General features: G+C 67.6%; 21 protein-coding genes. 5 read left to right on the plus strand and 16 right to left on the minus strand.

Annotated features, from left to right (window positions below):
* Nucleotides 1-90 precede the first annotated feature (90 nt).
* Nucleotides 91-510: a putative signal transducing protein gene (locus tag ACYX4P_RS01880; protein ID WP_248120051.1), complete on the plus strand. Its 420-nt coding sequence runs from the start codon at nucleotides 91-93 to the stop codon at nucleotides 508-510.
* 59 nt (nucleotides 511-569) lie between these two features.
* Here ACYX4P_RS01880 and odhB read toward each other — a convergent pair whose 3' ends face one another.
* The 9 genes from odhB to ACYX4P_RS01925 all read right to left on the minus strand — a co-directional run bounded on the left by odhB (nucleotide 570) and on the right by ACYX4P_RS01925 (nucleotide 13,113).
* Nucleotides 570-2,096 carry a 2-oxoglutarate dehydrogenase complex dihydrolipoyllysine-residue succinyltransferase gene (odhB, locus tag ACYX4P_RS01885; protein ID WP_248120049.1) on the minus strand — a complete coding sequence of 509 codons (1,527 nt, stop codon included), beginning with the start codon at nucleotides 2,094-2,096 and terminating at the stop codon, nucleotides 570-572.
* 42 nt (nucleotides 2,097-2,138) lie between these two features.
* Nucleotides 2,139-5,156, minus strand: a complete 3,018-nt coding sequence (locus ACYX4P_RS01890; protein ID WP_248120047.1) for a 2-oxoglutarate dehydrogenase E1 component — start codon at nucleotides 5,154-5,156, stop codon at nucleotides 2,139-2,141.
* 213 nt (nucleotides 5,157-5,369) lie between these two features.
* On the minus strand, nucleotides 5,370-6,272 hold the full coding sequence (sucD, locus tag ACYX4P_RS01895) for a succinate--CoA ligase subunit alpha (RefSeq protein ID WP_292022187.1): 903 nt from the start codon (nucleotides 6,270-6,272) through the stop codon (nucleotides 5,370-5,372).
* An 18-nt stretch (nucleotides 6,273-6,290) separates the two neighbouring features.
* Nucleotides 6,291-6,716 carry a PIN domain-containing protein gene (locus ACYX4P_RS01900; protein ID WP_248120043.1) on the minus strand — a complete coding sequence of 142 codons (426 nt, stop codon included), beginning with the start codon at nucleotides 6,714-6,716 and terminating at the stop codon, nucleotides 6,291-6,293.
* Complete coding sequence (locus tag ACYX4P_RS01905; protein ID WP_248120041.1) at nucleotides 6,706-6,960, minus strand: hypothetical protein; 255 nt, start codon at nucleotides 6,958-6,960, stop codon at nucleotides 6,706-6,708. Before ACYX4P_RS01905 ends, ACYX4P_RS01900 begins: the two co-directional genes overlap by 11 nt.
* Before the next feature lie 52 nt (nucleotides 6,961-7,012).
* Nucleotides 7,013-7,930: a hypothetical protein gene (locus ACYX4P_RS01910; RefSeq protein ID WP_248120039.1), complete on the minus strand. Its 918-nt coding sequence runs from the start codon at nucleotides 7,928-7,930 to the stop codon at nucleotides 7,013-7,015.
* Between the two features lie 31 nt (nucleotides 7,931-7,961).
* Nucleotides 7,962-9,152, minus strand: a complete 1,191-nt coding sequence (sucC, locus tag ACYX4P_RS01915) for an ADP-forming succinate--CoA ligase subunit beta (RefSeq protein ID WP_476070182.1) — start codon at nucleotides 9,150-9,152, stop codon at nucleotides 7,962-7,964.
* Nucleotides 9,153-9,239: 87 nt separating this feature from the next.
* A complete protein-coding gene (locus tag ACYX4P_RS01920) occupies nucleotides 9,240-10,760 on the minus strand; it encodes a spinster family MFS transporter (protein WP_248120035.1) in 1,521 nt (506 codons plus the stop codon).
* A 124-nt stretch (nucleotides 10,761-10,884) separates the two neighbouring features.
* The gene (locus ACYX4P_RS01925) at nucleotides 10,885-13,113 is read right to left on the minus strand and encodes a TonB-dependent receptor (RefSeq protein ID WP_248120033.1); all 2,229 of its coding nucleotides are present in this window, start codon (nucleotides 13,111-13,113) and stop codon (nucleotides 10,885-10,887) included.
* A 188-nt stretch (nucleotides 13,114-13,301) separates the two neighbouring features.
* Between ACYX4P_RS01925 and ACYX4P_RS01930 the strand changes: the two genes are divergently transcribed.
* A complete protein-coding gene (locus ACYX4P_RS01930; RefSeq protein WP_248120031.1) occupies nucleotides 13,302-14,060 on the plus strand; it encodes a TetR/AcrR family transcriptional regulator in 759 nt (252 codons plus the stop codon).
* On the opposite strand, the gene ACYX4P_RS01935 is transcribed toward ACYX4P_RS01930, so the two are convergent.
* Complete coding sequence (locus tag ACYX4P_RS01935; protein WP_248120029.1) at nucleotides 14,061-14,591, minus strand: DUF2306 domain-containing protein; 531 nt, start codon at nucleotides 14,589-14,591, stop codon at nucleotides 14,061-14,063.
* Between ACYX4P_RS01935 and ACYX4P_RS01940 the strand changes: the two genes are divergently transcribed.
* A complete protein-coding gene (locus ACYX4P_RS01940; RefSeq protein WP_313441314.1) occupies nucleotides 14,590-15,513 on the plus strand; it encodes a LytTR family DNA-binding domain-containing protein in 924 nt (307 codons plus the stop codon). The two genes, ACYX4P_RS01935 and ACYX4P_RS01940, sit on opposite strands and share 2 nt — an antisense overlap.
* A gap of 5 nt (nucleotides 15,514-15,518) precedes the next feature.
* On the opposite strand, the gene ACYX4P_RS01945 is transcribed toward ACYX4P_RS01940, so the two are convergent.
* Nucleotides 15,519-16,004 (minus strand): COG3650 family protein, encoded by a 486-nt coding sequence (locus ACYX4P_RS01945; RefSeq protein WP_248120025.1) that lies wholly within the window; start codon nucleotides 16,002-16,004, stop codon nucleotides 15,519-15,521.
* Between the two features lie 166 nt (nucleotides 16,005-16,170).
* On the opposite strand from ACYX4P_RS01945, the gene ACYX4P_RS01950 reads away from it, so the two are divergent.
* Complete coding sequence (locus ACYX4P_RS01950; RefSeq protein WP_248120023.1) at nucleotides 16,171-17,283, plus strand: DNA cytosine methyltransferase; 1,113 nt, start codon at nucleotides 16,171-16,173, stop codon at nucleotides 17,281-17,283.
* A gap of 540 nt (nucleotides 17,284-17,823) precedes the next feature.
* Here the strand turns inward: ACYX4P_RS01950 and ACYX4P_RS01955 are convergent.
* The 3 genes from ACYX4P_RS01955 to ACYX4P_RS01965 all read right to left on the minus strand — a co-directional run bounded on the left by ACYX4P_RS01955 (nucleotide 17,824) and on the right by ACYX4P_RS01965 (nucleotide 21,752).
* Complete coding sequence (locus ACYX4P_RS01955; RefSeq protein ID WP_282438951.1) at nucleotides 17,824-18,183, minus strand: YdbL family probable chaperone protein; 360 nt, start codon at nucleotides 18,181-18,183, stop codon at nucleotides 17,824-17,826.
* A gap of 31 nt (nucleotides 18,184-18,214) precedes the next feature.
* Complete coding sequence (locus ACYX4P_RS01960; RefSeq protein ID WP_248120021.1) at nucleotides 18,215-18,403, minus strand: YnbE family lipoprotein; 189 nt, start codon at nucleotides 18,401-18,403, stop codon at nucleotides 18,215-18,217.
* A 91-nt stretch (nucleotides 18,404-18,494) separates the two neighbouring features.
* Nucleotides 18,495-21,752 (minus strand): intermembrane phospholipid transport protein YdbH family protein, encoded by a 3,258-nt coding sequence (locus tag ACYX4P_RS01965; protein ID WP_248120019.1) that lies wholly within the window; start codon nucleotides 21,750-21,752, stop codon nucleotides 18,495-18,497.
* A gap of 323 nt (nucleotides 21,753-22,075) precedes the next feature.
* Here ACYX4P_RS01965 and ACYX4P_RS01970 point away from each other — a divergent pair, with 323 nt between their 5' ends.
* Nucleotides 22,076-23,431, plus strand: coding sequence for a M23 family metallopeptidase (locus tag ACYX4P_RS01970; RefSeq protein WP_248120017.1), 1,356 nt, complete (start codon nucleotides 22,076-22,078; stop codon nucleotides 23,429-23,431).
* 9 nt (nucleotides 23,432-23,440) lie between these two features.
* On the opposite strand, the gene ACYX4P_RS01975 is transcribed toward ACYX4P_RS01970, so the two are convergent.
* Nucleotides 23,441-25,105, minus strand: coding sequence for a TadG family pilus assembly protein (locus tag ACYX4P_RS01975; RefSeq protein ID WP_248120016.1), 1,665 nt, complete (start codon nucleotides 25,103-25,105; stop codon nucleotides 23,441-23,443).
* On the minus strand, nucleotides 25,102-25,533 hold the full coding sequence (locus ACYX4P_RS01980) for a TadE/TadG family type IV pilus assembly protein (RefSeq protein WP_248120014.1): 432 nt from the start codon (nucleotides 25,531-25,533) through the stop codon (nucleotides 25,102-25,104). Before ACYX4P_RS01980 ends, ACYX4P_RS01975 begins: the two co-directional genes overlap by 4 nt.
* Nucleotides 25,534-25,731: the final 198 nt, after the last annotated feature.

A 25,731-nucleotide genomic window follows, 5' to 3' on the forward strand; every position in this document is an offset into this window, starting at 1 on the left:
CATGATGCGCACCCCGGCGCTTTCGCATGGTGCGCTCCCTGCCCCGGCGGCATAATCTGTCACCCGCCCTCCAAGTGACACGAGCGCCCCATGGCCCTGGTCGAGATCACCCGTTTCCCGGATGTTTACGAAGCCGGTCTGGCGGCGGCGTTTCTGGCGGATCAAGGCATTCAGGTCGAAGTGACCGAACGCTTCCAGACCACCGTCGACCCTTTGATGCAGCGCGCGCTGGGACTGCGGCTCATGGCGCCGTCGGATCAGGTGGAGACGGCGCGTGATCTGCTGGCGCGTGCTGCGGGGGGTGAATTCGCCACTGAAGACGAAGATGATCTGGTCGCCCCAAGCCCGACGACCCGCAATCTTGGCCGGGGCCTGGCCCTGACGCTGGCGGTCATGGGCGCCTTCTGGGGAAACAGCCTTCCTCAGCGGCTGCGGACCATCCACTGGATCGGCGTGGCGTTGATCGCAGGCATTATCGCTCTGTCGCTGATCGTCGCCTTGAGCATCTGATCTCTGGCGAGATGTGAACTAGAGAAAAGGCGGCGAGAGCCTCGCCGCCTTTCCAGGTCTTACAGGTCCAGCAGGGCGCGCTGCGGATCTTCCAGCAGCTCCTTGATGCGGACCAGGAAGGTCACGGCTTCCTTGCCGTCCACGATGCGGTGATCGTAGCTGAGGGCCAGATACATCATCGGGCGGATCTTGACCTCGCCGTTGATGGCCATCGGGCGCTGGACGATGTTGTGCATGCCCAGAATGCCAGACTGCGGCGCGTTCAGGATCGGCGTGGACATCAGCGAGCCATAGGTGCCGCCGTTGGTGATGGTGAAGGTGCCGCCCTGCATCTGGTCCATGGTCAGGGCGCCGTCGCGGGCGGCCTTGCCCAGGGCGCCGATGCCCTTTTCGATGCCTGCCAGCGACAGGGTGTCGGCGTCACGCAGGACCGGGACCACCAGACCCTTGTCGGTGCCGACGGCGACGCCGATGTCATAGTGGTTCTTGTAGATGATGTCGGCGCCGTCGATCTCGGCGTTGACGGCCGGAATCTCGTGCAGGGCCGCGACCACCGCCTTGGTGAAGAAGGACATGAAGCCCAGCTTCACGCCGTGGCGCTTTTCGAACACTTCCTTGTACTGGGCGCGCAGGGCCATGACGTTGGTCATGTCCACCTCGTTGAAGGTGGTCAGCTGGGCGGCCGTGTTCTGGGATTCCTTCAGGCGACGGGCGATGGTCTGACGCAGGCGCGTCATCTTCACCCGCTCCTCGCGCGGCTGGTCGGCGCGCGGCGCGGCCGGCGCAGCGGCGGCAGGGGCTGGAGCCGAGGCCTGGCCGATGGCGGCGATGGCGTCGGCCTTGGTGATGTTGCCCTTCGGACCCGTGGCGGCGATGGCCTTGGGATCAAGGTTGTTTTCGCCGACGACACGCTGCACGGCGGGTGACAGGGTTTCGTTCTTGGAGCCCGAAACCTGGGCCGAGCCGGTGTTGGCCGGTGCGGCAGCGGGGGTCGGAGCGGACGCGGCCGGAGCCGAGGCGGCGCCCGAACCCGAGATGGAGCCGATCTTCTGGCCCGGCGTGACGGTCGCGCCTTCATCGGCGGCGATGGTCAGGACGCCGTCAGCGGGGGCCGACACCTCGACCGCGACCTTGTCGGTTTCGATCTCGACCAGCAGTTCGTCCTTCTTGACCGCGTCGCCGTTCTTCTTGACCCACTTGCCCATCGAGCCTTCAGCGACGCTCTCGCCCATGACCGGCACGGTGATGTCGATCGCGGCGGCAGCGGCCTGAGCGGCGGCGGCCGGCGCGGCCTTGGTGTCAGCCTTGGCAGCCTTCGCCGGCGCAGCGGCCGGAGCGGCGGCCGCGGACGCGCCTTCCGTCACCGAACCCAGGACCGCGCCGGGGACGACCGTGTCGCCCTCGGCCGCCTTGATGTCGCCCAACACGCCGTCTGCGGGCGAGACGACTTCCAGCGAGACCTTGTCGGTCTCAAGCTCGACCAGCAGTTCGTCCTTCTTGACCGCATCCCCGACCTTCTTGGTCCATTTGGCGATGGTGGCTTCGGTGACGGATTCACCGAGGGCGGGGGTCAGGATGTCGGCCATGTCAGGTCCAGCTCGTCTCTAGTTCGGTCTTTTGTACGTGTATCAGGCGAAGGCTTCAGTGGTGAAGGCTTCCAGTTCCTTAAGGTGTCGGCTCATCAGCCCGGCGGCGGTCGAGGCCGATCCGGGACGGCCGACGTAGCGGGCGCGCTTGGCCTTGATGTCCAGCTTGTCCAGGGTCAGCTCCAGCCACGGATCAACGAAGGTCCAGCCCCCCATGTTCTTCGGCTCTTCCTGGCACCAGACCAGTTCGGCGTTGGGGAAGCGGGCCAGTTCCTTGCGCAACGACTGCATCGGCCACGGATAGAACTGCTCCAGACGCAGGATGTAGACATCGTCCACCGCCTGACCGTCCTTGGACTTCTTCTCGCGCGCATCTAGCAGGTCGTAATAGACCTTGCCCGAGCACAGGATGACGCGACGGATGTCCTTGTCCGCCTTGATGGTGATCCCGGCGATCTCGGGCCGCGTCTGTGCGTCATCGTGCAGGACGCGGTGGAAGGCCGAGCCCTCCGCCAGCTCCGCCATGGACGAGACCGCCTTCTTGTGGCGCAGCAAGGACTTGGGCGTCATCAGGATCAGCGGCTTGCGGAACGGCCTGTGCAGCTGGCGACGCAGGATGTGGAAATAGTTGGCCGGGGTCGTGCAGTTGGCGACCTGCATATTGTCCTCGGCGCAAGCCTGCAGGAAGCGCTCCAGACGGGCCGAGGAGTGTTCCGGCCCCTGGCCTTCGTAGCCGTGGGGCAGCAGCATGGTCAGGCCGCTCATGCGCAGCCATTTGCGTTCGCCCGACGAGATGAACTGGTCGATCACCACCTGGGCGCCGTTTACGAAGTCGCCGAACTGGGCTTCCCACATGACCAGCGTATTCGGATCGGCCAGCGAGTAGCCGTATTCAAAGCCCAGCACCGCCTCTTCGGACAGGGCCGAGTCGATGACTTCAAAATTGGCCTGGCCTTCGCGCAGGTTGTTCAGCGGGATGTAGCGCTCTTCGGTCGTCTGATCGATGATGCCCGAGTGACGCTGCGAGAAGGTGCCGCGCACCGAATCCTGGCCCGACAGGCGGATCGGGAAGCCTTCGTCGACAAGGCTGGCGAAAGCCAGACTCTCGGCCGTGGCCCAGTCCAGGCCCTGGCCCGAGGTGATGGCTTCGCGCCGACCGTCGATGACCCGCTTCAGCGTCTTGTGCATGTCGACGCTGTTGGGAATGGTGGTCAGGCGGTGGCCCAGATCCGTCAGCTTGGCCAGCGGCACGGCGGTGTCGCCACGCAGCTCGTCCTTGGGCGTCTGGAAGCCCTGCCACTGGCCGTCCAGCCAGTCAGCCTTCTCGGCGGTCCAGGTCTTGCCGGCCTCGAACTGTTCGTCGAGGAATTTCTCGAACCGCTCGACCTCGGCGTCCACCTGCTCCTGGGTGACCACGCCCTCGGCGACCAGACGCTGCGAATAGAGTTCGCGGGTCGAGGGCTGGGCGCGGATCTTCGAATACATCAGCGGCTGGGTGAAGGTGGGATCGTCGCCTTCGTTGTGGCCGAAGCGGCGGTAGCAGAACATGTCCACCACCACGTCCTTGTGGAACTTCTGGCGGTATTCGGTGGCCACCTTGGAGGCGAAGACAACCGCTTCAGGGTCATCGCCGTTCACGTGGAAGATCGGCGCCTGGACCATCAGCGCCACGTCCGACGGATAGGGCGACGAGCGCGAGTTGCGCGGGCTGGTGGTGAAGCCGATCTGGTTGTTGATGACAAAGTGAAGCGTGCCGCCGGTACGGTAGCCCTTCAGCCCCATCAAGGCGAAACATTCGGCCACCACGCCTTGGCCGGCGAAGGCGGCGTCGCCGTGGATCAGCAGCGGCACGACCTTGGAGCGATCCAGCGCCCACTGGCCTTCCGGCACGCCCTCGTTGGCCTCGCGGATGTCGAACGCCTGTTTGGCGCGCGCCTTGCCCAGCACGACCGGGTTGACGATCTCAAGGTGCGACGGGTTGGCGGTCAGCGACAGGTGGACGTGATTGCCGTCGAACTCGCGGTTCGACGAGGCGCCCATGTGGTATTTGACGTCGCCCGAACCCTCGATGTCGCTCGGCACGGCCGAACCGCCCTGGAACTCGTGGAAGATGACCTTGTAAGGCTTGCCCATCACGGCGGCCAGCACGTTCAGGCGGCCCCGGTGGGCCATGCCCAGCACGACCTCGTCGACGCCCAGCGAACCGCCGCGCTTGATGACCTGCTCCAGCGCCGGGACCATGGCCTCGCCGCCGTCCAGGCCGAACCGCTTGGTGCCGGGGAAGCGTTTGTGCAGGAAGCGCTCGAAGCCTTCCGCCTCGACCAGCTTGGACAGGATGGCCAGCTTGCCTTCCTTGGAGAAGGCGTTCTGTTCGAACTTGTCGGCGCCCTCGAACCGCTGCTGCAGCCAGGATTTCTCCTCCGGCTCGGCGATGTGCATGAACTGGATGCCGACCGTGCCGCAATAGGTGCGCTTCAGGATGTCCAGCACTTCACGGATCGTGCCGGTCTGCAGGCCCAGCACCCCGTCCAGAAAGATCGGGCGGTCCAGATCGGCGCCCGTGAAACCGTAGAATTCAGGCGTCAGCTCGGGGTTCTCGACCGGCTGTTCGATGCCCAGCGGGTCCAGCTTGGCCTGCAGGTGGCCACGCACCCGATAGCTGCGGATCAGCATCAGGGCGCGGATGGAATCATGAGCGGCGGCGCGGATGACGTCGGCCGAAACCTCGGCCGGCGCAGCGGCGGCGGCGGCGGGCGCAGCAGCGGCGGCGGCAGGCTTCTTGGGATCGGGTTTGGGGGCCGGCCAGCGGCCGTCGAAGACGGCGGTCGCCTCGCTGGGCTCCGTGGCGGTGTCGCGGCCCCAGGCGCCGGCCTCGGCCGAGGCCTTCACGCTGGCGGCGTTGTCGCGAAGCTGGTCGAAGAAGGCCTTCCACTCCGCCGAGACCGAGCCAGGGTCGTTGGCCCATTTCTCGTGAAGCTCCTCGATATAGGCCGCATTGGACCCGTAGAGGAAGGAGGTCTCGGCAAAGACCTGGTTCAGCCGACCGGCATCGTCCGCCATCGTTTCGCAATCCCTGGGCCCGACGGACACATCTCCGTGAGGGGCGCGCCCGTCATATAGGCGTCGTTTCCTTATGGGTCATGACCGAAACGGGGCATTTTGGTAGGAATTTGGTCGCAGGCCCAAGAAAAAACGCCCCCAGCCTGAGCCGAGGGCGTCCATCGATGCGTCACACGGCATTTTTGATGCCGAAACGCCATCAGGCAGAGAGCATCAGCCCTTCAGCACGTCCACCAGGGTCTTGCCCAGGCGAGCCGGCGATTCCGACATGCGGATGCCGGCGGCTTCCATCGCCGCGATCTTGGATTCCGCATCGCCCTTGCCGCCCGAGACGACGGCGCCGGCGTGGCCCATCGTGCGGCCCTTCGGAGCGGTCCGGCCCGCGATGAAGCCGGCCATCGGCTTCTTGCGGCCCTTCTTGGCTTCGTCGATCAGGAACTGGGCGGCGTCTTCTTCGGCCCCGCCGCCGATTTCGCCGATCATGATGATCGAGGTGGTCTCTTCGTCGGCCAGGAACAGTTCCAGCACGTCGATGAACTCGGTGCCCTTGACCGGGTCGCCGCCGATGCCGACGGCCGTGGTCTGGCCCAGGCCTTCATTGGTGGTCTGGAACACGGCTTCATAGGTCAGGGTGCCCGAACGCGACACGATGCCGACCGAGCCCTTCTTGAAGATATTGCCCGGCATGATGCCGATCTTGCACTCGTCCGGCGTCAGGATGCCCGGGCAGTTCGGACCCAGGAGGCGCGACTTGGAGCCTTCCAGGCGGCGCTTCACCTTGACCATGTCCATCACCGGGATGCCTTCGGTGATGCAGGTGATGAAGGGAATCTCGGCGTCGATGGCCTCGATGATGGCGGCCGCCGCGCCCGACGGCGGGACGTAGATGACCGAGGCGTCAGCGCCCGTCGCGTCCTTGGCTTCGGCGACCGAGGCGTAGATCGGCAGGGTTTCGCCGTGCGAGCCCGTCCAGTTCGTGCCGCCCTTGGTCGGGTGCACGCCGGCGACCATCTGGGTGCCGTGATAGGCCAGGGCCTGTTCGGTGTGGAAGCCGCCGGTCTTGCCGGTCAGGCCCTGAACGATGATCTTGGTGTTCTTGTCGACGAGGATGGACATATTGGCTCGCTTCTTTGGTCAGGCGGGAAGGAAAGGGTTTTCAACGCGGACCGACCCGTAGGTCTGACCGTGATTCAAATCTTCGGAATAGAGAATTTTGGCTCCGATCTTCTCGGCGGCGGCGATGATCGCGCCATCCCAGTAGGACAGTTGGTAGCGACGCGCGTTGTCGACGCCCGCCACGACCACTTCGGGCGTGATCGGCTGGCAGGGCTTCAAGGCGATGACGCGAATCCACTCCCGCGCCTGATCCAAGGTGAGCGGCGGGGCGCCCCTGCGCGTGGCGATATTGTAGAATTCGGCCAGCACCTGGCCCGAGGTGCAATAGTCCTCAGTCAGCGCGATCTCGCGCGCCCGCTCCCAACGACGGCCCGCGTGCTGCTGCCCCAAGGCGGCGTAAAGCAGGATGTTGGTGTCGAGAAAGACCTCGGAATTAGCGATCAAACCGACGATCCCCACTGTAGATTTCGTCGCGCTTTCCGGGACGCCAATCGCCCATACGGCCCTCGGATTCGTCTATCAGCTTCAACAGCGCCTCGCGCGCCTCGTCCTTCGAGGTTTCCTGCTCGACCCACTGGGTCAGGAAACCGCGCACCGCCTCGTTGACCGTCGTCCGCTTCATGGCGGCCAGAACACGCACCTTGTCGAGCAGGGCGTCGTCGATGGCGAGGGTGATGTTTCGGGTCATGGGTTACACGGGTTATGTGGAGCACATAGGCCGTGGAGCCTGTACAGGCAAGTCAGTCGCGCACGGAACGCGGGGACGGCGGGATGTCCAGCAGCAGGCCCAGGACGCGCAGGGCCGCCTCCTGCACGCGGTTCATGCTGTAAAGCCGGGAGAACAGGGCGCACTCTCCGCCGGTCTCGCGCGCGGCGGCATAGGTCGCCTGTTGGCGACAACGGCGGCGCCCGATCTCGACCGTGTCGCCAGCGGCCAGGCGCCGATCCCACTTGGCCCGCCAGGCGTCCAGGCTGATGGCGTCGTAGTGCAGCAACCACACGGGCCGATTGGTGCGTGGGTCGCGGAGTCGCGCGGCCTTCAACGGAACCTCGTTCCGCTTGGCTTCGTGAATGCAGGGGGTGGTGCAGTCCAGACCGCGCCGCACCGCATATTTGCCCATGTGGTGGCCCAGCAGGCCGCGCACGAAGAAGGCGCCCCCGCCCGGATAGAGCAGATGGCCAAGCTCGGACCAGCACGGCCCGCTATAGGATTTGCGCGCCAGGACGGCGCCGTACTCGCGGTTCAGGTCGTCGCCGGCCCGCCACACCGCCTCGACCGTGGGAAAGACCGCCAGACCGCGCCCGGCGGGCACGGCCTGAAGCGCGGCGGCCAGGTCGACCGGCCCGAAGATCAGTTCGTCGATGTCCACGACCACCAGCCAGTCGGCCTGCAGGTCGCGATAGGCGTCGGCATAGACAATGCGTTGGCGGGCCTCGACCGAGGCGGGGCGACCGCCGCGCGCGCCCCAGAAGGCGTCGTCGCAGAGGGTCAGTTCATCGTCGGACAGGCCGACGGCGTTCGGCCGGGGGGCGGCCGAGGCGGGCCCGTCGAAATAGACCCGCACACGCTGGGCGCCCCTCGCCCGGTAATGATCGACGAAGACGCCGATGTGCCGTTCGGGGGCCAGGGCCATGGCGACGACATCGAACCGTGTCATCGTCTGGTCCCGGCCGCCGGTTATCGAAGGGTCAGCCGACCGCGGCGACGATCTTCTGGGCGGCGTCGTCCAGGTCGTCGGCGGCCTGAATGGTCAGGCCCGACTCGTTCAGGATTTTCTTGCCCAGCTCGGCGTTGGTGCCTTCCAGACGCACGACCAGCGGCACCTTGAGGCCCACTTCCTTCACGGCCGCGACCACGCCCTCGGCGATGACGTCGCACTTCATGATGCCGCCGAAGATGTTGACCAGAATGCCCTGGACGTTCGGATCGGCGGTGATGATCTTGAAGGCCGCCGCGACCTTCTCCTTGCCGGCGCCGCCGCCGACGTCGCAGAAGTTGGCCGGCTCCTTGCCGTACAGCTTGATGATGTCCATCGTAGCCATGGCCAGGCCGGCGCCGTTGACCATGCAGCCGATGTTGCCGTCCAGCGAGACGTAGGCGAGGTCCCACTTGGACGCTTCGATTTCCTTGGCGTCTTCCTCGGTCTCGTCGCGCAGGGCCTTGATGTCGTCGTGGCGGAACAGGGCGTTGCCGTCGAAGCTGACCTTGGCGTCCAGGACGCGCAGATGGCCGTCCTTCATGACGATGAGCGGGTTCACCTCCAACATGTCCATGTCCTTCTCGACGAAGGCCTTGTACAGGGCGGGGAACAGCGACTTGGCGTCTTCGGCGGCGGCGCCCGTCAGGCCGTAGGCGGCGGTGATGGCGGCGACGTCGGCGTCGGTCACACCCGCGCTCGGGTCGATCACGATGTTCTGGATCTTTTCGGGCGTGTCGTGGGCGACGGTTTCGATGTCCATGCCGCCCTCGGTCGAGACGACGAAGGCGATGCGGCCATAGGCGCGGTCGACCAGCAGCGAGCAGTACAGTTCACGATCAATGTCGGCGCCGTCCTCGATATAGAGGCGGTTGACCTGTTTGCCGGCCTCGCCCGTCTGGGCGGTGACCAGGGTGTTGCCCAGCATTTCCCTGGCGTGGGCGACAGCTTCCTCGACCGAGAAGGCCAGGCGCACGCCGCCCTTGGCGTCGGCCGGCAGTTCCTTGAACTTGCCCTTGCCGCGTCCGCCGGCGTGGATTTGCGACTTCACGACATAGAGCGGGCCGGGCAGGGACTTGGCGGCCGCCTCGACCTGATCGACCGACGTCACCGCGACGCCTTCGGCGACGGGGGCCCCGAAGCCTTTGAGGACCTGCTTGGCCTGATATTCGTGGATGTTCATGGAAACCGCCGCAATCTTCGCTGGGGAGAGTTGCGGGGCTTATAGGCCCCGCCCCTTCGCGGGTGCAACAGTATGTGAAGCGGGAATTTAGTCGACCCAGTCGCGTTTCAGCGTGCGTGAGGCCCCGATCAGCAGGATCGCCGCCAGCACATAGAAGCCCATGCCGGTGTAGATGGCCCAGCGCAGGCTCTCCTCGCCAAAGCGCGGCGCCAGAAGGTCGCTCATCCAGCCGAAATAATAGAAGCCGACCGCGATCCCCAGCAGATTGTTCAGCAAGAGGAACAGGGCCGAGGCGGTCGAGCGCATGGCCGCCGGCACCAGATGCTGGATCGCCGCCGTGATTGGACCCAGCCAAGCCAGGTTCAGCCCTGTCGGCAGCAGGAAGATGAAGAAGGCCAGCGTCAGTTGCTGCACATGGCTGCCGCCGCCGGGCAGGACCAGGCCGATCAGCCAAGGCGAGTTCATCGCCAGGATGAAACAGGGCGCGGAGATCAGGAAGGCGACGGCGGGCGTCAGCGGATAGGCGCCCTTGCCCCTTTTCGACAGTTTGTCGGCGATCATGCCGCCCAACCAGATTCCTAGGATGCCGCCGATCAGGGCGATGCCGGCGTAATAGACGCTGGTCTGTTTCAGGGTCAGGTCGAAGCTGCGCATGAAGAACAGGGGCAACCAGCCGGCGACGCCGTAGCCGCACACCGAAGACGAGGCCGCGCCGAGCGCCAAAAGCCAGAAGCTGGGCTTCCTGATCACCAGCGAGGCCGTGCGCCGCGCGATCATCAGCGAGACGCCGATCACCACGGCCAGCAGGCCGCCAAAGGCGAGCACCAGCGGATTGCCCAGCGACATTCCCATCAGCCAGTTCAGGGCGGCCAGCACCAGCAGGCCGACACCCAGGCCCAGCATGATCTGGGCGGCGATCTTGCCGGCCCGGTCCACGCCGAGGGGGGCGGCGGCCAGAGCCGCGACCTGGGCTTCGGTCTTGGCCACATCGGTCCCGCCCCGCTTGGGGTCGCGCACCGTCAGGCGCAGCAGCGGCGCAACCAGCACGCCCAGAAGGCCGACCACGATGAAGGCCGTACGCCAGCCATAGGTCGCCGCCAGCAGCCCCCCGACAAGCGTGCCCGCCGCCATGCCCAGCGGAATGCCGAAGGCGAAGGCCGCCATGGCTCGCGCCCGCTGATGCGGCGGGAAGTAGTCGGCGATCAGCGAATAGGCCGGCGCCACTCCGCCCGCCTCGCCGATACCGACGCCCATCCGGCACAGGAACAGCTGGCCGAACGACCCGGCCATGCCGCACAGGGCGGTGAAGCCCGACCATACGGCCAGGGCGCCAGTCATGATCCAGACCCGGCTGAATCGATCCGCCAGCCAGGCCAGGGGAATGGCCAATGTCGAATAGACCGAGGCGAAGGCGATGCCGCCCAACAGACCGAACTGGCTGTCCGACATGCCGAACTCGGCCTTCAGCGGCGCGGCCAGAATGCCGATGATCTGGCGATCCAGGAAATTCAGCATGTAGATCAGGATCAGGACCGCCAACACATAGTAGCGGTAGCCGGGCCGCTCCGGGCGCACCTTGTCCTCGACCGTCAGCGTATCCGTCGTCATCGGCGTTTCCCTGGGCATGTTCTTCTTGTTGAGGCGAGCCTAGCCGTAACTCCGCCTGCTGCAAAGCAAAGGGGCGGCGGCCCGGAAACCGCCGCCCCTCGTCCTCAGGCGTCTCTGATCGCGATCAGAACCGATAGGTCAGGCGCGCCGAATAGGTGGTCGGCGGGCCGTAGAAGGCGCTGATCGAGTTGTTGTAGGTCGCGCCGGGGAAGCTGTAGCCCCCGACCTTGTAGCGGACGTCGGTCAGGTTGCGACCGAACAGACCCACTTCCCAGCGCTTGCTGGGCGCGGTCCAGATCACGCTGGCGTCGGCCAGGACATAGCCCTTCTGGTCCAGGATCGGATCGGGCGCATCGAACAGATGGTAGTCCGAGCGATACGACAGCGACGGGGTGACGCGGATCTCGCCGCCCAGGACATCGCCGCGCCAGGTCATGCCGTAGTAGGCCGACCATTCCGGCGAGTTCTGGGGCTTGCGCTGGTCCGAGATATCGACCGGCGCGCCCGTGACCAGGGTGATGAACTCGTCGAACTCGTTCTTCAGATAGCCGAGTGAGAAGTTGGCGGTGATGTCGCCGGTCAGATAGGCCGAGCCTTCCAGCTCGAAGCCGTAGATGGTCGAGGCGCCGGCGTTGTCGACCACCGAGGCGATGCCGACGGCGGGCGGCGTGGCCACCTGCTGGGTCGTGATCTGCTGATCCTTGTAGTCGGAGTAGAAGATGGCCGAGGCGAAGTTCATACGCCGGTCGAAAGCCGAACCCTTCAGGCCGACTTCATAGGTCGTGACCGTCTCGGGCTGGTAGCCGTTGACCGTCTGAGGCACCAGGGCGGCGTCGCCGCGCATGTCCCAGCCGCCCGATTTGAAGCCCTGGCTGACCGAGGCGTAGCCGGTCATCTGGTCGGAGAAGTCATACGAGAGGCTGGCGCGCGGCGTGAACTTCTCGAAGGTGTCGGAGGCCGTGTAGTTGGTGCGGGTCGCAAAGACCGCGCGCGGCGCGCCGCCGGTCAGCGGGCTGCGGGTGGCGCCCAGATAGAACTGGCGCAGGACCGAGGCGTCCTTGTCGTCGCGGGTGTAGCGGCCGCCCAGCGACAGGTGCAGGCGGTCCGTCAGGTCGTAGCTGAAGTCGCCGAAGATCGAGAAGGACTTGGTGTCCACCGAACCGGCCGCCGCGATCGACAGGCCCAGATTGCCGGCGATGGTGTCGAATACGCCGGACGAGGTTCCGTCCAGATAATAGACGCCCGCCACGCCGGACCAGCGCCCGCCAGTGAACAAGGCCTGGAATTCCTGGGTGAACTGGTGGTCGGCATAGATGGCCGGCACGTCCAGGGTCGGGTTCGGCGTCTGGTCGAAGTCGATGACCGTCGCCGTGTCGCCCGAGCGATAGGCGGTGATCGACTTCAGCGTCAGCCTGTCGTTGACGCGGTATTCGCCGGTCAGGGCCACGCCCTCGGTCACGACCTTCTGCTCGCCGGTGATGCCGGCATAGGTGTCGTACTTGCCGGCGGGCGCGCGCCACAGGCCGTCGGAAGACGTGACTTCACGGTGGCCGTGGCGGGGGCTGGAGTCATCCTCGACACGATCCCATGCCAGGCGGAAGAACAGGTTGTCGTTCGGCGTCCACTCGGCGCTGGCGCGATAGGCGGTGACGTCCTTGTCGTACTGATCCTGACCGGTGTTCAGGTTCTTGCCGTAGCCGTCGTGCTGATAGGTGGCGACCGCCCCGCCGATGGCGAAGGTTTGACCGACCGGGACCGAACCCGACAGCAGGAAGTTGTGCTCGTTATAGGCGCCCACCTCGGCGCGGGCCGTCAGGCTGGGATCCTGGCCCAGACGTTTGGTGACGTATTTGATCGCGCCGCCGATGGTGTTGCGACCGTACAGCGTGCCCTGCGGACCGCGCAGCACCTCGATGCGCGAGATGTCGAAGATGTCCAGCACCGCCCCCTGCGGACGGGCCACATAGACGTCGTCGACATAGAGGCCCACGCCGGGCTCGAAGCCCCACAGCGGATCCTGCTGGCCCACGCCGCGAATGAAGCTGATCAGGGTGGAGTTGGAGCCGCGCGCGATCTGGACCGTGGCGTTGGGCGTCTGCTGCTGAAGCGCGGTGATGTTGACGGCGCCCGTCTGCTCCAGACGTTCGGCGCTGAGGGCCGAAACCGCGATCGGCACATCCTTCAGCTGTTCGTCGCGGCGGCGCGCTGTGACGACGATGTCGTCGACGGTCGCCGTGTCCTGGTTGGCGCTCGCCGCCTGGGCGCTCGTTTCGGCGTCCTGGGCGACAGAGGCCCCGGCAAGCACGCCCCACGCCGCCCCGGCCAGCAGCGCGCACTTCACATGACGGTTCATGATCTCAACCCCTTGTCGTTTTCCAGCCCGTGGACGCTTTTATTCAGCGTTCAATGATTTTCATGGAAACTGACCCGGTTTCGCCCGGCTGTCAAACGCCGTGCTGACGTGACGTCATCTGGCCGGTCGAGCGTGGCGCCGTTGCCATGGTCGTTGCGCCTTCGCGGGGGCGCGCCTAGCCTCTGCGGATGAGCAAGACCGACGCCGCCCTGCCCGCCCCTCGCCCCGTGGCCGCCGCGCGTCGAAAGGCGGCGGGCGCGGCGCCGACCAGACGCGGGCGCCCGCCCAAGGCCAAGGCCCAGGCGGCCGGGGAGACACGCGACCTGATCCTGGACGCGGCCGAGGACCTGTTCTCCAAACACGGCTTCTATGGCGTCACCATCCGCGAGGTGGCGCGCGAGGCGGGCGTGGATACCGCCCTGGTCCACTATTATTTCGGGGCCAAGCGCGCGCTGTTCGACGCGGTCTTCCTGCGCCGGGCCGAAGTGTGGAACGCAGACCGGGTCGCCGCCATCGACCGCTACGCCGAAGGCGCGGGCGAGGCGATGACGCTGGAGGGGCTGCTGGAGGCCTTCCTGCGGCCGCCGTTCGAATGGTCGCTGAAGGGCGGGCCGGGGTGGAAACACTATGCCGCCCTGGTGGCCCAGACCAACGCCAACCCCAGCTTCGGCGGCGAGACCATGGCCCGGTATTTCGACCCGGCCATCCACCGGCTGATCGAACTGATCGCGCGGGTCCTGCCGGACGCCAGCGAGGTGGATCTGTACTGGGGCTATCACAATCTGTCGGGCGCCCTGACCCTGACGCTGGGCGAGACGGGGCGGCTGGACCGGCTGTCGAACGGGCGGGCGCGCTCGGGCGATCTGGAGACGGCGGGCGACTATATGGTCCGGTTCGCGGCGGCGGGATTCCGGGCCGTGGTCGGGATGTCGCCGCGGCTGGACTGATCAGTTCGGACTGAAGAAGATCGCCCACATCAGCCGGCCAGGCAGGAAGGTGAAGGCGCCGGCGACGATCAGCCCGCCGACGAACATGCCCGTCATGGCGCGCCGATGGACGGCGACGCGGTGGCGGCGCGCGGCGTAGACCGCCATCGGCAGGGCGACCACGGTCCAGCCGCTGAGCAGATGGATCAGCGACAGGCCGCCGGGCCCGTTCGGATTGAGCTGGTGAATGAAGAACGAACTGATCGCCGTCGCGCCCATGGCCAGCACCCAGGCCCAGCCCAACGTCCGATGCAGCCGGTTCCCCTTGACCCCGACCAGCAGGACGATGCCGATCGCCAGCGCCGTCACGGCCGCCGCGACATGGATCTGGATCGTCGTCGGCGAAGCCGCAAACAGGTCCCAGCGCGGGACGCGCAGGCTGAACCCCATCCGCGCCCGCCGTCCGTTGTCGATCACCAGATAGGCGACAAGCGGGACGATCAGCAGCAACAGGGCCAGGACGGACGGCCAGAGACGGGATAGGCGAGGCATGGGGGAAATCTCCGTTTGCACCGCCCTGATCCGCCATGCCCACCGCCGCATCCTCGATTGCGCCAACGGCCATCCGGCTTGCGCCAACGCCCACCCATCTTTCGCCCGGCGAGAAATCGTGATCTCAAGGCGCGATCCTCCGATGCCGAAAGCCGCCATGACGACCCTTGCCGCCGAGCGCCGCCGAACCTTCCTGCGCGGCCTGATCGTCGCCGTTCTGGGCGGCGTCTTCCTGGCGATGACCGGGGCGTTCGGATCCGCAGGCGCCGCGTTCGGGCCACGGCTGGCCTATTGGGTCGTGGTCATGGTGCTGGGCGGGCTGTGGGGCCATCTGTGCAGCGCGCTGGTCGGCCGGTTCCTGGATACGGACGAGCGGCCGTGGCTGACTATCGCGGTCATGGTCATGGTGATCACAGGGCCGCTGTGCGTCATCGTCTGGGCGGCGACGGGGCTGTTCTTCGCCCAGCAACTGTACCCGCTGGCGGCCCTGCCGCAACTGGTCGTGCCGGTCCTGGTGGTGACGGCGGCGGTGACGACGCTGAACGTCTTCCTGGGACGCGCCCGGCCGATCCAGACCTATGCCACCCCGCCCGAGACGCCGGCCCGACCCGTGCGGTTTCTGGATCGGATGCCGATGAAGCTGAGAGGAGCGACGATCCGCGCGGTCCAGGCCGAGGACCATTATCTGCGCATCCACACCGACCGGGGGTCGGACCTGATCCTGATGCGGCTGTCGGACGCCGTGGAGGAGCTGGAGGGGTTGGAAGGCGCCCAGACGCACCGCAGCTGGTGGGTGGCCAAGGACGCCGTTCGGGGGGTCGAGCGCGGCGACGGCCGCGCCACCCTGACGCTGGACGGCGGCCTGTCGGCCCCGGTCAGCCGACGTTACGCCCGGATGCTGCGCGACGCCGACTGGTGGTGAACAGCCTAGCCAGCCGGGCGATCCACGACGGGGCCGCTTTCGCCCGCGCTCATGATGGCCGAAACGGAGGCGGCGCAACCCGTCAGGGTGTCGGCGCCGATTTCGACCCGCGCGGTCAGCGGATAGGTGCGGTCGCTCATCCCGTCTGAACATTCGGTGGCGATCAGGGTGACGTTCAGCGCCTGGTTCAGATCCGTCGAACTGGCGAAGGTCGCCACCGTCCCCTGGACCGTCGCGCCGCGATTGGGGGCGCGCTGGGTCGGTTGATCGACGCGGGTGTAGATCAGGGCGTCGGGGGTGATCTCGACGCTCCAGAAGGGTTCCGTGCCCAGGGCGCGAACCGGCTTGCCCAGGTCCACACCCGCCAGGACCGCGGCGACCTGAGGCTCCGGCGCGGCCTTGGGCTTGGCGTCGTCACGGTCATAGCAGCCCGCCAGGGTCAGGCCGCCAAGGACGGCGGACAGGGCGAGGGCGAACGGGATGGGGCGCATGGCGGTCTCCTCGACGAACGACCAAGGATTATGAAGGCAGGCCGCAGGTGAGAAGCCGGACGGCCTCGGTCAAGGGGCGACGCCGGGTTAAGGATTATGAAGGCAGGCCGCAGGTGAGAAGCCGGACGGCCTCGGTCAAGGGGCGACGCCGGGTTATGGTGCGGCCATGTCGATTCGCCCGACCGCATATGAGTTCTTCGCCGGCGGCGGCCTGGCCGGTCTTGGCATGGCCGGGATCGATACGATCTTCGCCAACGACATGGATCAGGCCAAGGCGAGGGCCTTCACGGCCAATCACCCCGAGACGCCGTTTCGGCAGGGCGACGTCTGGGGCCTGACGGTCGATGACCTGCCCGGACGACCGGACCTGGCCTGGGCCTCTTCGCCCTGTCAGGACGTCAGCCTGGCGGGCGCGCGCGGCGGGCTAGAGGCTGGGCGGTCGGGCGCCTTCTGGGGGTTCTGGCGGCTGATGCAGGGGCTGTCGGCCGAGGGGCGCGGGCCGCGCCTCGTGGTGCTGGAGAATGTGATCGGCCTGTTGACCTCTGGCCAGGGTCGGGACTTCGCGGCCGTCTGCGCCGCCATGGTCGAGGCGGGCTATACGGTCGGGGCGCTGGAGATGGATGCCGCCCACTGGCTGCCCCAGTCGCGGCCACGCCTGTTCGTGGTGGCCGTCAAGGGCGAGGCGCCGCGCGCGTCCGGGCCTGCCGCCCCCTTCCATTCGGCCCGTCTGGTCGCCGCCCACGCCCGCCTGCCCGAGATGGTCAAGGCGGCCTGGGCCTGGTGGTCCCTGCCCCGCCCGCCCCGGCGCAACCTTGATCTGGCCGCCGTGCTGGAGCTGGACGCGGCGGTCGCCTGGCTGGACGATCCCGAGGCGATCCTGGCGCTGGCCGCGCCCCTGCATAAGGCGCGGATCGCGGCGGCCCTGGCGTCGGGCCAGCGCACAGTCGGCGCCGCCTATCGCCGGGTTCGCATGGAGGACGGCCGCAAGGTGCAGCGGCTGGAGATCCGCTTCGACGGCCTGGCCGGATGCCTGAGAACGCCGGCGGGCGGATCGTCGCGACAATATGTGGTGGTGTGCGACCAGGGCCGGGTCAGGGTGCGACGCCTGACCGGGCGCGAGGCGGCGCGTCTGATGGGGGTTTCGGACGCCTATCGCCTGCCCGCCAGCGAAAGCGCGGCGCTGAAGCTGATGGGCGATGCGGTGGCCGTGCCGGTGGTGCGCGCTCTGACCGAGGGCCTGCTGGCGCCCGCGCTGACCGGACATCCGGCGGCGGCCTGAACCGCTGACGGCGGTGAAATTGCACCCTTGAGAAAAAACAGTGCAATGCGTGCAATTTTACGACAGCGCATTGTTTTTTATCGGATATTTCATGGGCCTGAATTGCACGAGTGCAAGATGGCGCAGTTTCACGCGGAAGTTGGACTCCAAAAAAACAGTCCAACGAGTCCAAGTGTCCCAGTCGTGCAGATGGCGATGTCAAAGACCGGGCGAGATTATAACCCGGTTTGAAGGTGTGGCGGGAAAGATGACGATCCGGCGGCTCAACTGTCTGAAAAGGCGGCTGTCTCTTTCGTCAAATAGGATGGCTGGAGCTTTGGCGACCATGTGCGCCCACCCACTCGCGCTTTTCCGGCCCATCCCGGCGAAGGCCGGAATCTCATCGTCTGGCCGAAAGACGCCTGAGATCACGGCGGTCATCCGACGCCGAGCGATGCGAAAGCACGGAGTCCCGGCGGTCGCCGGGATGAGCGGACCCGCGGGATAGCTGAACCGGCCGTGGCCCCTCGGGACGAGCCCGAGGGTGACGGGTTTCTGGTTTTAGCGCTGGACCCACTGGCCCTGGGCGTTGCGGTACCATTGGCCGGACGAGATGCGCGGCAGCAGCTGGGCCTCGAACATCCGGGCGCCGGCCACGTCCGCCGAAGTGCCGGCATCGGTCGCGCTGCGAGCATAGGCGGCGCGGCGGCCGGCGTTGGTGGCGTCCACGGCGGCGCGCAGGCCGGCGTCCGAGGTCGAGGTGCGGAAGCCCAAATAGCCGTCCGCCTGTTCGCCCACGACGCCGGCGGCCTTGGCCTGGTCGATCTGGGCCTTCTGGGCGCTGGTCTGGGCGATGGCGGCGCCGGCGAAACCGAGGGCGGCCAGGGCGGCGCCGACGACGAAGATTTTGCGTAAGGTCATGTCAGCCTGTCCTTTCAAGAAAAAACGGCGATCAGAAGAGATTGGGGTTCTGCTGCAGCAGCTGCTGCAGCTCCTGGTCCAGGCGGACGCGCACGTCGGCGTCCAGCTTGGCGTAGATCTGGATCGGCGCGACCTCCAGACGAATGGTGGGGGCGCAGGCCGACACGGCGACGACGACAGCCCCAAAGCCAAGGCCCGCCAACTGGCGCTTGTTGATCATGACATAGGCTCCGGTTCGGCCAAGGTTGATGAAGCTCAATAGCACGCCAAGGGGTGAACGCGCGCTGAATGACCGCGATGCCGCACGGCGATCACGGCCGACCCGCCGGGACAGGCGCGGGCGCGTCGGGCTGGGCCTGCTGCTGGGCCTCCTGCTGGCCTTGGCGGGCGCGATTGACGGCCATCAGGTCCGAGATCAGCTGGTTGGCGTTCAGGGTCGTGTCCAGCGTCAGGTCGATCTGGGTATTGGACGGCAGGGGCAGTTTGCGGTTCAGGAAGCTGCGGCTGACCAGTTCGGACAGGGTCAGGCGCAGTTCCTGGCGCTGGGGCGGATCATGTCGGCCGCGAATATGGAACAGGACCGCGATCCGGCCGCCGTCCAAACTGTTCACATCGGCGCTGAGTTGATCGAAGGACAGGTTCTCCATGGCCTGATAGGCCAGGTCCTCGACCATGTTCTCCGACACCTCCTCGCCGCCGCCGCTGGCCGCGACATCGGTCAGGACCTCGCGCTTGATCGACAGACGACCGGGCTGGACCGCCTCCAGCTTGCCGGCGGTGATCTTCAGGCCGCGCTTGGGGTCCATGATGAAGGGCAGCCGGCCCGAGACCACCGCGTCCAGCAGCACCTTGTCGTCGAAGCCGGTGTCGGCGATCAGGTCGCCCAGCTGCACCCGATCCAGCACGATCACGCCGCTGTAGGCCTGGGTCGCGTCCAGCGGGATGGTCAGGGGCTCGATGGAGATGGACCCGCCCCCGGCGACGATCTGGGCGCCGTCGATGACGATGCCCGCCTGGTCGATGGAGAAGGTCAGGTCCAGGGCCGTGACTTCCGCGCCGACCGACAGGCTGTCGGCCGTCAAATGCTGGTTCGGGGCCGTGATCAGGGGCGTCAGGCTGGTGAAGGCGACATCGCCCTTCAGCCCCTTCACCGCGCCGGCCGGGCTGACGAAATCCAGGCCGGGCGTGGTCAGGCGGCCGCTGGAGGTCGGTTCGGCGTCCTTGGTCCAGTCGAAGCGGCCTTCGAACCCGACCGAGCCCTCGACCGGCGACTGGATGAAGTCGGCGACCAGGGGGCTGAGCATGGCGGGCTGCAGGCCGTGTTCGGCGAAGACCACGTTCGGGGCGGAAATCACGATGCCGCCCGCGCCGATGCGTCCGTCATGGGCCAGGGTCAGCCGCCCCAGCGTATAGGCGGCCGCCTTGCCCGTTCCCTTCAGGTCGAAGGCGCCGCTCCAGCGTTCATTGGCCAGGGCCACCTCGCCGTTGGCGGCCAGCGGTTCGAACCGTTCGGGGGTCTCGGCGTCGATCACCCGCCCGTCCGCCACGCTGGCGCGCAGGCCGACGCCCGACTTGGCCCCGTCCACGGTCAGACGGCCGGCGGCGTCGGCGAACCGCATCCCCAGGAAGGGCGCCTGGGCCGACAGCCGGTCGAAACCGCCGGAGACGCGCCATACCCCGTCCCTGGACGTCAGCAACGGCCCCGCGTCGGGGCACAGCCGGCCCGCGACCTGGTGCACGTCGTTCTCGTCCATCTCCAGCCGTTCGACGGTCAGGTCCACGCAGTCCCTGGCGAAATAGGTCAGGCGGCCGTCGTTCAGGGCCAGGACGCCGCGCGTGCGGGCGTCGACGCCGCGCGCCAGGTCGAAGTCCAGCCGCGCCCGGCCGTCCAGCGTCGCCTCGAACCCACCCTCGGTCAGGCGCCAGTCCGGCACGGCGACGGCCAGTTCCGGCAGCCCCTTGCCGCGCGTCGCCGTCAACGTCAGGGCGCCGCCGCCCAGCCGGCCCGGCTCGGCCTGATAGACGCCCTGCCCCGCCTGGGCGATGGTCAGCACCCCGCCGTTGGCGGGCGCCAGCGTCACGGGACGCGGCAACTGCACCGACGTTCCGCCAGAGCCGGTCGAGAGCCGGATGGACGGGGCGTTCAGAGCGAAGGCGGACAGGGCGCGCTTCATCTCGCCCAGCTCCACGATGTCGTCGCGGGCGGCCGGGCCGAACAGGGGCCAGGCGCCGTCGGCGGCGCGCAGCGATCCTTGCGCGTCGATATGCACGGCGCCGTCGCTGACGACATCCAGGTCCAGATCGACGCGACCGCGTTTCAGGGCCAGATCGCCGAAGCCGAAACGGTCGAAGGCGGCGGCGAGGGGGCCCGTGGCCTCGAAGGCCGCATCCTTTCCGCCCAGGGTCAGGCCGCCGGACGACAGGACCAGATTCTGCACCTGGGTCTGGCCCGAGCGGGCCGAGCCGGCGGTCAGGGACAGCGGCGCCCGAACGCTCCAGCGCAGGGCGTCGTCGCGGGAAATCTCGACGCGCGCCTGGGACACCGCCGCCGAAACGGCGCCGGCGCCGAGGTCCGCCCCCTCGACCGCGCGGGCGTTCAGGCGGGCGTCGGCCGCGCCCTCCACGCGGAAGGTCTCTATCCAGCCGGACACCGCGCCCGCGAACCGCGCGGTCAGTTCGGCGTCGCGCGCCCGGGCGGACGGCGCGCCCAGGACATCGCCGGTCAGACGCGCGTCCAGCACCGCGCGCCCGTCGCCGCGTCGGATCTTCAGATCGGGATAGGGCAGGTCGCCGGTCAAGGTCAGGGCGGCCGTCTGGCCGTCGGCGGCAGGGGTGCGGAACCGGTCCGCGGTCGCGTTCAGCCGCACAGCGACGCGGTCGCCCGTGGTGGTCAGATCCAGGGCGGCGGCCAGGCCGGACGCCTCCACCTGCCCGCTCTTCAGGGCGCTGGTCGGCAAGCGCGCGGCCAGGCGCATCAGCTTGCCGTTGTCGACCCGCGCGTCGGCCAGCAGATCCACTGTCCCGTATTCGGTCGACAGCCGCCCGCGCCCACCCTCCACGATGACCAGGGGGCTGCGCGAATCCGGGCGGGGCGGACCGCCGGTGAACTCTTTCACCAAGGGGTCCAGCGACCCGAGAGACAGCTTTCCGCCCTTCCAGCTGGCGCGGACCACCGGACGGACCAGGCGGATGCGGCTGGGGGTGACGCCCAGGCCGGTCTTGGACCATGGCAGGGCGACGGCGTAATCGACCTCGGCCCGCTCCACCGTGACGTCGGGATTGTCGGGATCGCCGATACGGATGCGGCCCACGAAGCCGTCAAGCTCGATCCGCTCGACCTCGACGTCGGCGGGAATGCCGCGCTGGTCCAGCCAGCCGACCAGCACGTCGCGCGCCACCGCCCGGCGGTTAAGATACAGCAGGGCCGCCGCCACGCCGATCAGCAGGATCAGGATCAGCCCCACGGTCGCGGCGACGCGAGCGGCCCGGCGCGGGCGACGCGGCCCGGAACCGCGCTTGGGGGCGGGCGGGAACGATGGATCGGCGGAGGATGTCGGGGCGTCGGTCAAACGGGTCGATCGGCAGCTTTTTATAACGGCGTTGCGACCACCATCGCCATCCTGACCCCAAGCACAAGATCAAAGCGCGCCCCTTGGTCGAAAGCGGGCGAGTGAATGGCCGCCAAGCTGGGCGAGAAAGGGGCGTGGTCCGGCACGGCCGTCGCCAGAGGCGCGATCATGGTAAGCGCCGCGTTAACGCTTTGTAACAGTCTGCTTCCCAAAATGAGTCGAGCACGCTATACGACCGCCTTTCGCGCCACGGGCGATAGGCGCGGACTTCGAGAACGAGTAAAGCTTTGGCGCCGCTGGGCGTCGCAATACGACGGGGACCGATGGCTCAGTTCGACCCACGCCGCCAGCCTATGCGCCTGGCGCCGCATGCACTTACCGCCGTCGCCGCGATCTCGGTCGCGATGATCGCCGGCAGAGCCTATCAACCCGCGCAGGCCGAAGAAGTTCCCGCCATGAGTTCGGCCCAGATGGCCGCCATGGAGGCCAGGGCCTTCGCCGCCGCCAACGCCCCCGCCGGCCTGACCGCGCCGGAAGCCGTTCCCGTCCAGATCCGCCGTGGCGAGACCTTCGAACAGGCCGTGCGCCGCACCGGCGTCGCCCCCGCCGAAGCCAGCGCCGTCGCCGCCACCGTCGCCAACGCCTTCGATCTCGCCGACCTGCGCGCCGGGCTGAAGTTCGAGACCGCCATCGCCCGTCCCCGCGACGGCCGGGGCGACGCCCGCCTGATCGGCCTGACCATGCGCACCGGCCCGGCGTCCCAGCTGACCGTGTCGCGCAGCTTCGACGGCGCGCTTCGCCTGCGCTCGCTGGAGGAAAAGGTCACCCACGAGACCGTCGTGGTGAAAGGCGACGTGGAACGCAGCCTGTCGGCCAGCGCGCGCGAACTGGGCGCCACCGCCTCCATCGTGCGTTCGGCCAGCCGCCTGTTCGCCACCAAGTTCGACATGCAGCGCGACATCCGCGCGACCGACGAGTTCACCATGGTCTTCGACCGCGAGGTGACCGAGGCCGGGCGCACGGTGAACGTGGGCGACCTGATGTACGCCGAACTGCGCGGCGTGACCTTCTATCGGTTCAAGCCGGCGGGCGCCAAGGAGCCCCAGTTCTTCGACGCCAACGGCAAGAACCTGCGCTCGGCCATGATGCGCACCCCGCTGCAAAGCTTCCGCCGGGTCAGCTCCAACTTCGGTTTCCGCACCCATCCGATCTCGGGCTACAAGAAGATGCACCAGGGCATCGACTTCGCGGCCGGCACCGGCACCCCGGTCGTGGCCCCCGCCGACGGCGTTGTGGTCGAGGCGCGACGCTGGGGCGGCTATGGCAACTGGCTGCGCATCCGCCACAACAACGGGCTGGAAAGCGGCTACGGCCACCTGTCGCGCTACGGCTCGGGCATCCGCGCCGGCCAGCGGGTCAGCCAGGGCCAGATCGTGGCCTATGTCGGCTCCACCGGCGCCTCGACCGGTCCGCACCTGCACTATGAACTGTGGCGCAACGGCCAGCGGATCAATCCCGCCGGCGTCCGCACCCAGGAAGGCACCGAACTGGCCGGCGCCGACCTGGCCGCCTTCCGGGCCGAAAAGAGCCGCATCGACCGCATCATCGCCTCGGGCGGCCAGAAGCGTCCCGCGCTGCAGCAGGCCTCGGCCGAGGGTCTGCGTCCCGCACGCGGCTAAACCCGCACTTCAGCCGACCAGACGCGGCGTGGATCTCTGTTGATCCGGGCAGGAGAGGCCGTGGACGGTGACGTCGGCCTCGCCCAGCTTCAGGCCCAGCAGATCCAGGACCGGGTTCAGCACCCCGTCCAGAACCGGGCCCAATGGCGTCAGCAACAGCCCCAGGGCCTTGGTCAGGTCGCCCAAACCCAGGCCTAGGCCAGCCAGATTCACCGTCACCTCCAGCCGCTGCAAAAGGCTGGACACCAGGCCGGTCGCCAGACCGCGCGAAGTCATGGTCTTGGTCCGCTGGGCCTGGATGTCGGCCGCATCGAACCTCAAGGGGCGGAACCCGACATCGGCGATTTCGATATCCGCCTTGGCGGTGATCGACACCAGTCCCAGCACGGAAAGCAGGGTCGCCGGACGCGGTGTCAGAGCGGTCTTGAAGTCCGAGACCCGCGCTTCGTCCACCACCCCGACCGAAGCGCGCGCCAGCCCGGGCCGCACATCGACATCGACGCGCCGCGCCGGATCGCACGCCAGGGACTTCAGCCGCGCCTCGGACGGCGCCAACTGCACCAATATCGGCAGTTCGACCCGGGCCAGGCCCGATAGAGCCTGAGCCGTCCGCGCACGGACATAGAGCCGCGTCTGGGCGGTTCGAATGACCGGCTGACCATCGGACGTGACCGTCAGCCACGGGGACCGATTGGGCCGCTCGCCGATCGCCAGGGTCGTCTTCAGGTCGGCCAGACCGGCCGGCACATCCAGATTCAGCGCGACCTGGCGCTCTCCCCCGCCGATCTCCAACATCGCGAAAATCAAGTCCATGGCCGAAACGGAGGCGTCCAGCCCCTGGCGGATGCCGTCCGGCGCCTGGGCGTCGACCCCGATCAGATCGCCCAGTTCGACCTTCACCCCCGCCGAAACCGAGGCCAGACGGCCCAGCACCCCGCCATCGGATCCGCCGGCCAGCCCCTCCAGCACCTTCAGCACGCGGCCCGCATCAACCTGGGTCGCCAGCAATCGGTCGTAGTCGCCGACCTTGACCCCCAGATCGGTCGCCAGGGCGTCGGTGAATCCCAGCAGATTGACGTCCAGATCCACCAGCCGGCGATAGTCCATGACGCTGAGCGACACCTTCGATCCGGTCAGGCCGCTCAACAGCTGGTTGGCCACGCCGCCGTCCAACCGCGCCAGGCGAGACCCGATCGAGAACATGGCCTTGGGCGGAGCCCCGCCCATGCGCGCAGCGACGGCGCGGCGCTTGACCACGACCTTGTCCCGACCCAGCAGCAGAGAGGCGAAGAACATCGGCGCGGGGCTGGTCGCCTCCACCTGCGCGGCGTTCGCCGCGCCGCCGGGCCGAAAGCGCTGGGCGCGGTCGATCTTTGGATCGGGAGTATAGACGCCCAACGTGGTTGAGACGGACACCACCGCCTCGGGCGCGACATTGGCCTGGACCGTCCGGTCCGCCGCATCCCGCACCGCGCCCTCGCCACGATCCAGCACACGCACGGCCGACAAGGCCGCCAGGTCCGCAGCGCCCTGCACCCTGCGGATGTGCAGCACCAGAACGCCCAGATCGATGACCGCAGCAGTCAACAGACACAAAAGCCCGCCCGCAACCGCCGCTATCACCGCGACCGCGCCGCGCCGATCCTGGGCGAAACGGGCGGAGAAACGGATCACGACGGATCGCCGACCTGGATCACGGCGACGCGGCGGATGACCGCCGGCGGCCGGGGCAGCATGCCGCCCATCAGCATCAGGGGACTGTCGCTGGCGTCATAGACCACGACGACACGCAGCCGCCCGGCCTCCTCCGCCACCTGGACGGTCGTGCGTTCAGGCTTCAGCGCCACGCCATGCACGGCGCCTGCCACCTCGCCACGCACCAGTCCCTCGCGCTCGGCCGCATTCAGCCCCCCGATCGCCGCCCGCGCCCCCTCCGACGCCACCGCCTGAACCGTCTGCGCCGTCAGAAACCAACCGCCATAAACGACGATCCCAATCAGCAGCAGGATCAGGACCGGCCCCACCAGGGCGAACTCCACCGCCGCCGCGCCTTGACGCCCCTGGAACCGTCTTTCGTGAAGACTGAAGCGATACATACGCATCCCAACCTCAAGATCACCCTCAGGTTGTAAAGCGCTCACGGTTAAGAGTTCGTGTGGCCGTTGGGTTTACAGGCCGAGACATGACCTGACTTAAGGCGATGCGCTGTTTCGAATGCCCGAAACCTGCGGTCGCCAGTGCGCTACGGCCTCCTCGATCGGCCGCAAATACGCGGCAGGAAGCTGCAAACAGCATTAAGT

The organism is Brevundimonas sp. ABV4_179 (genome assembly GCF_056311945.1).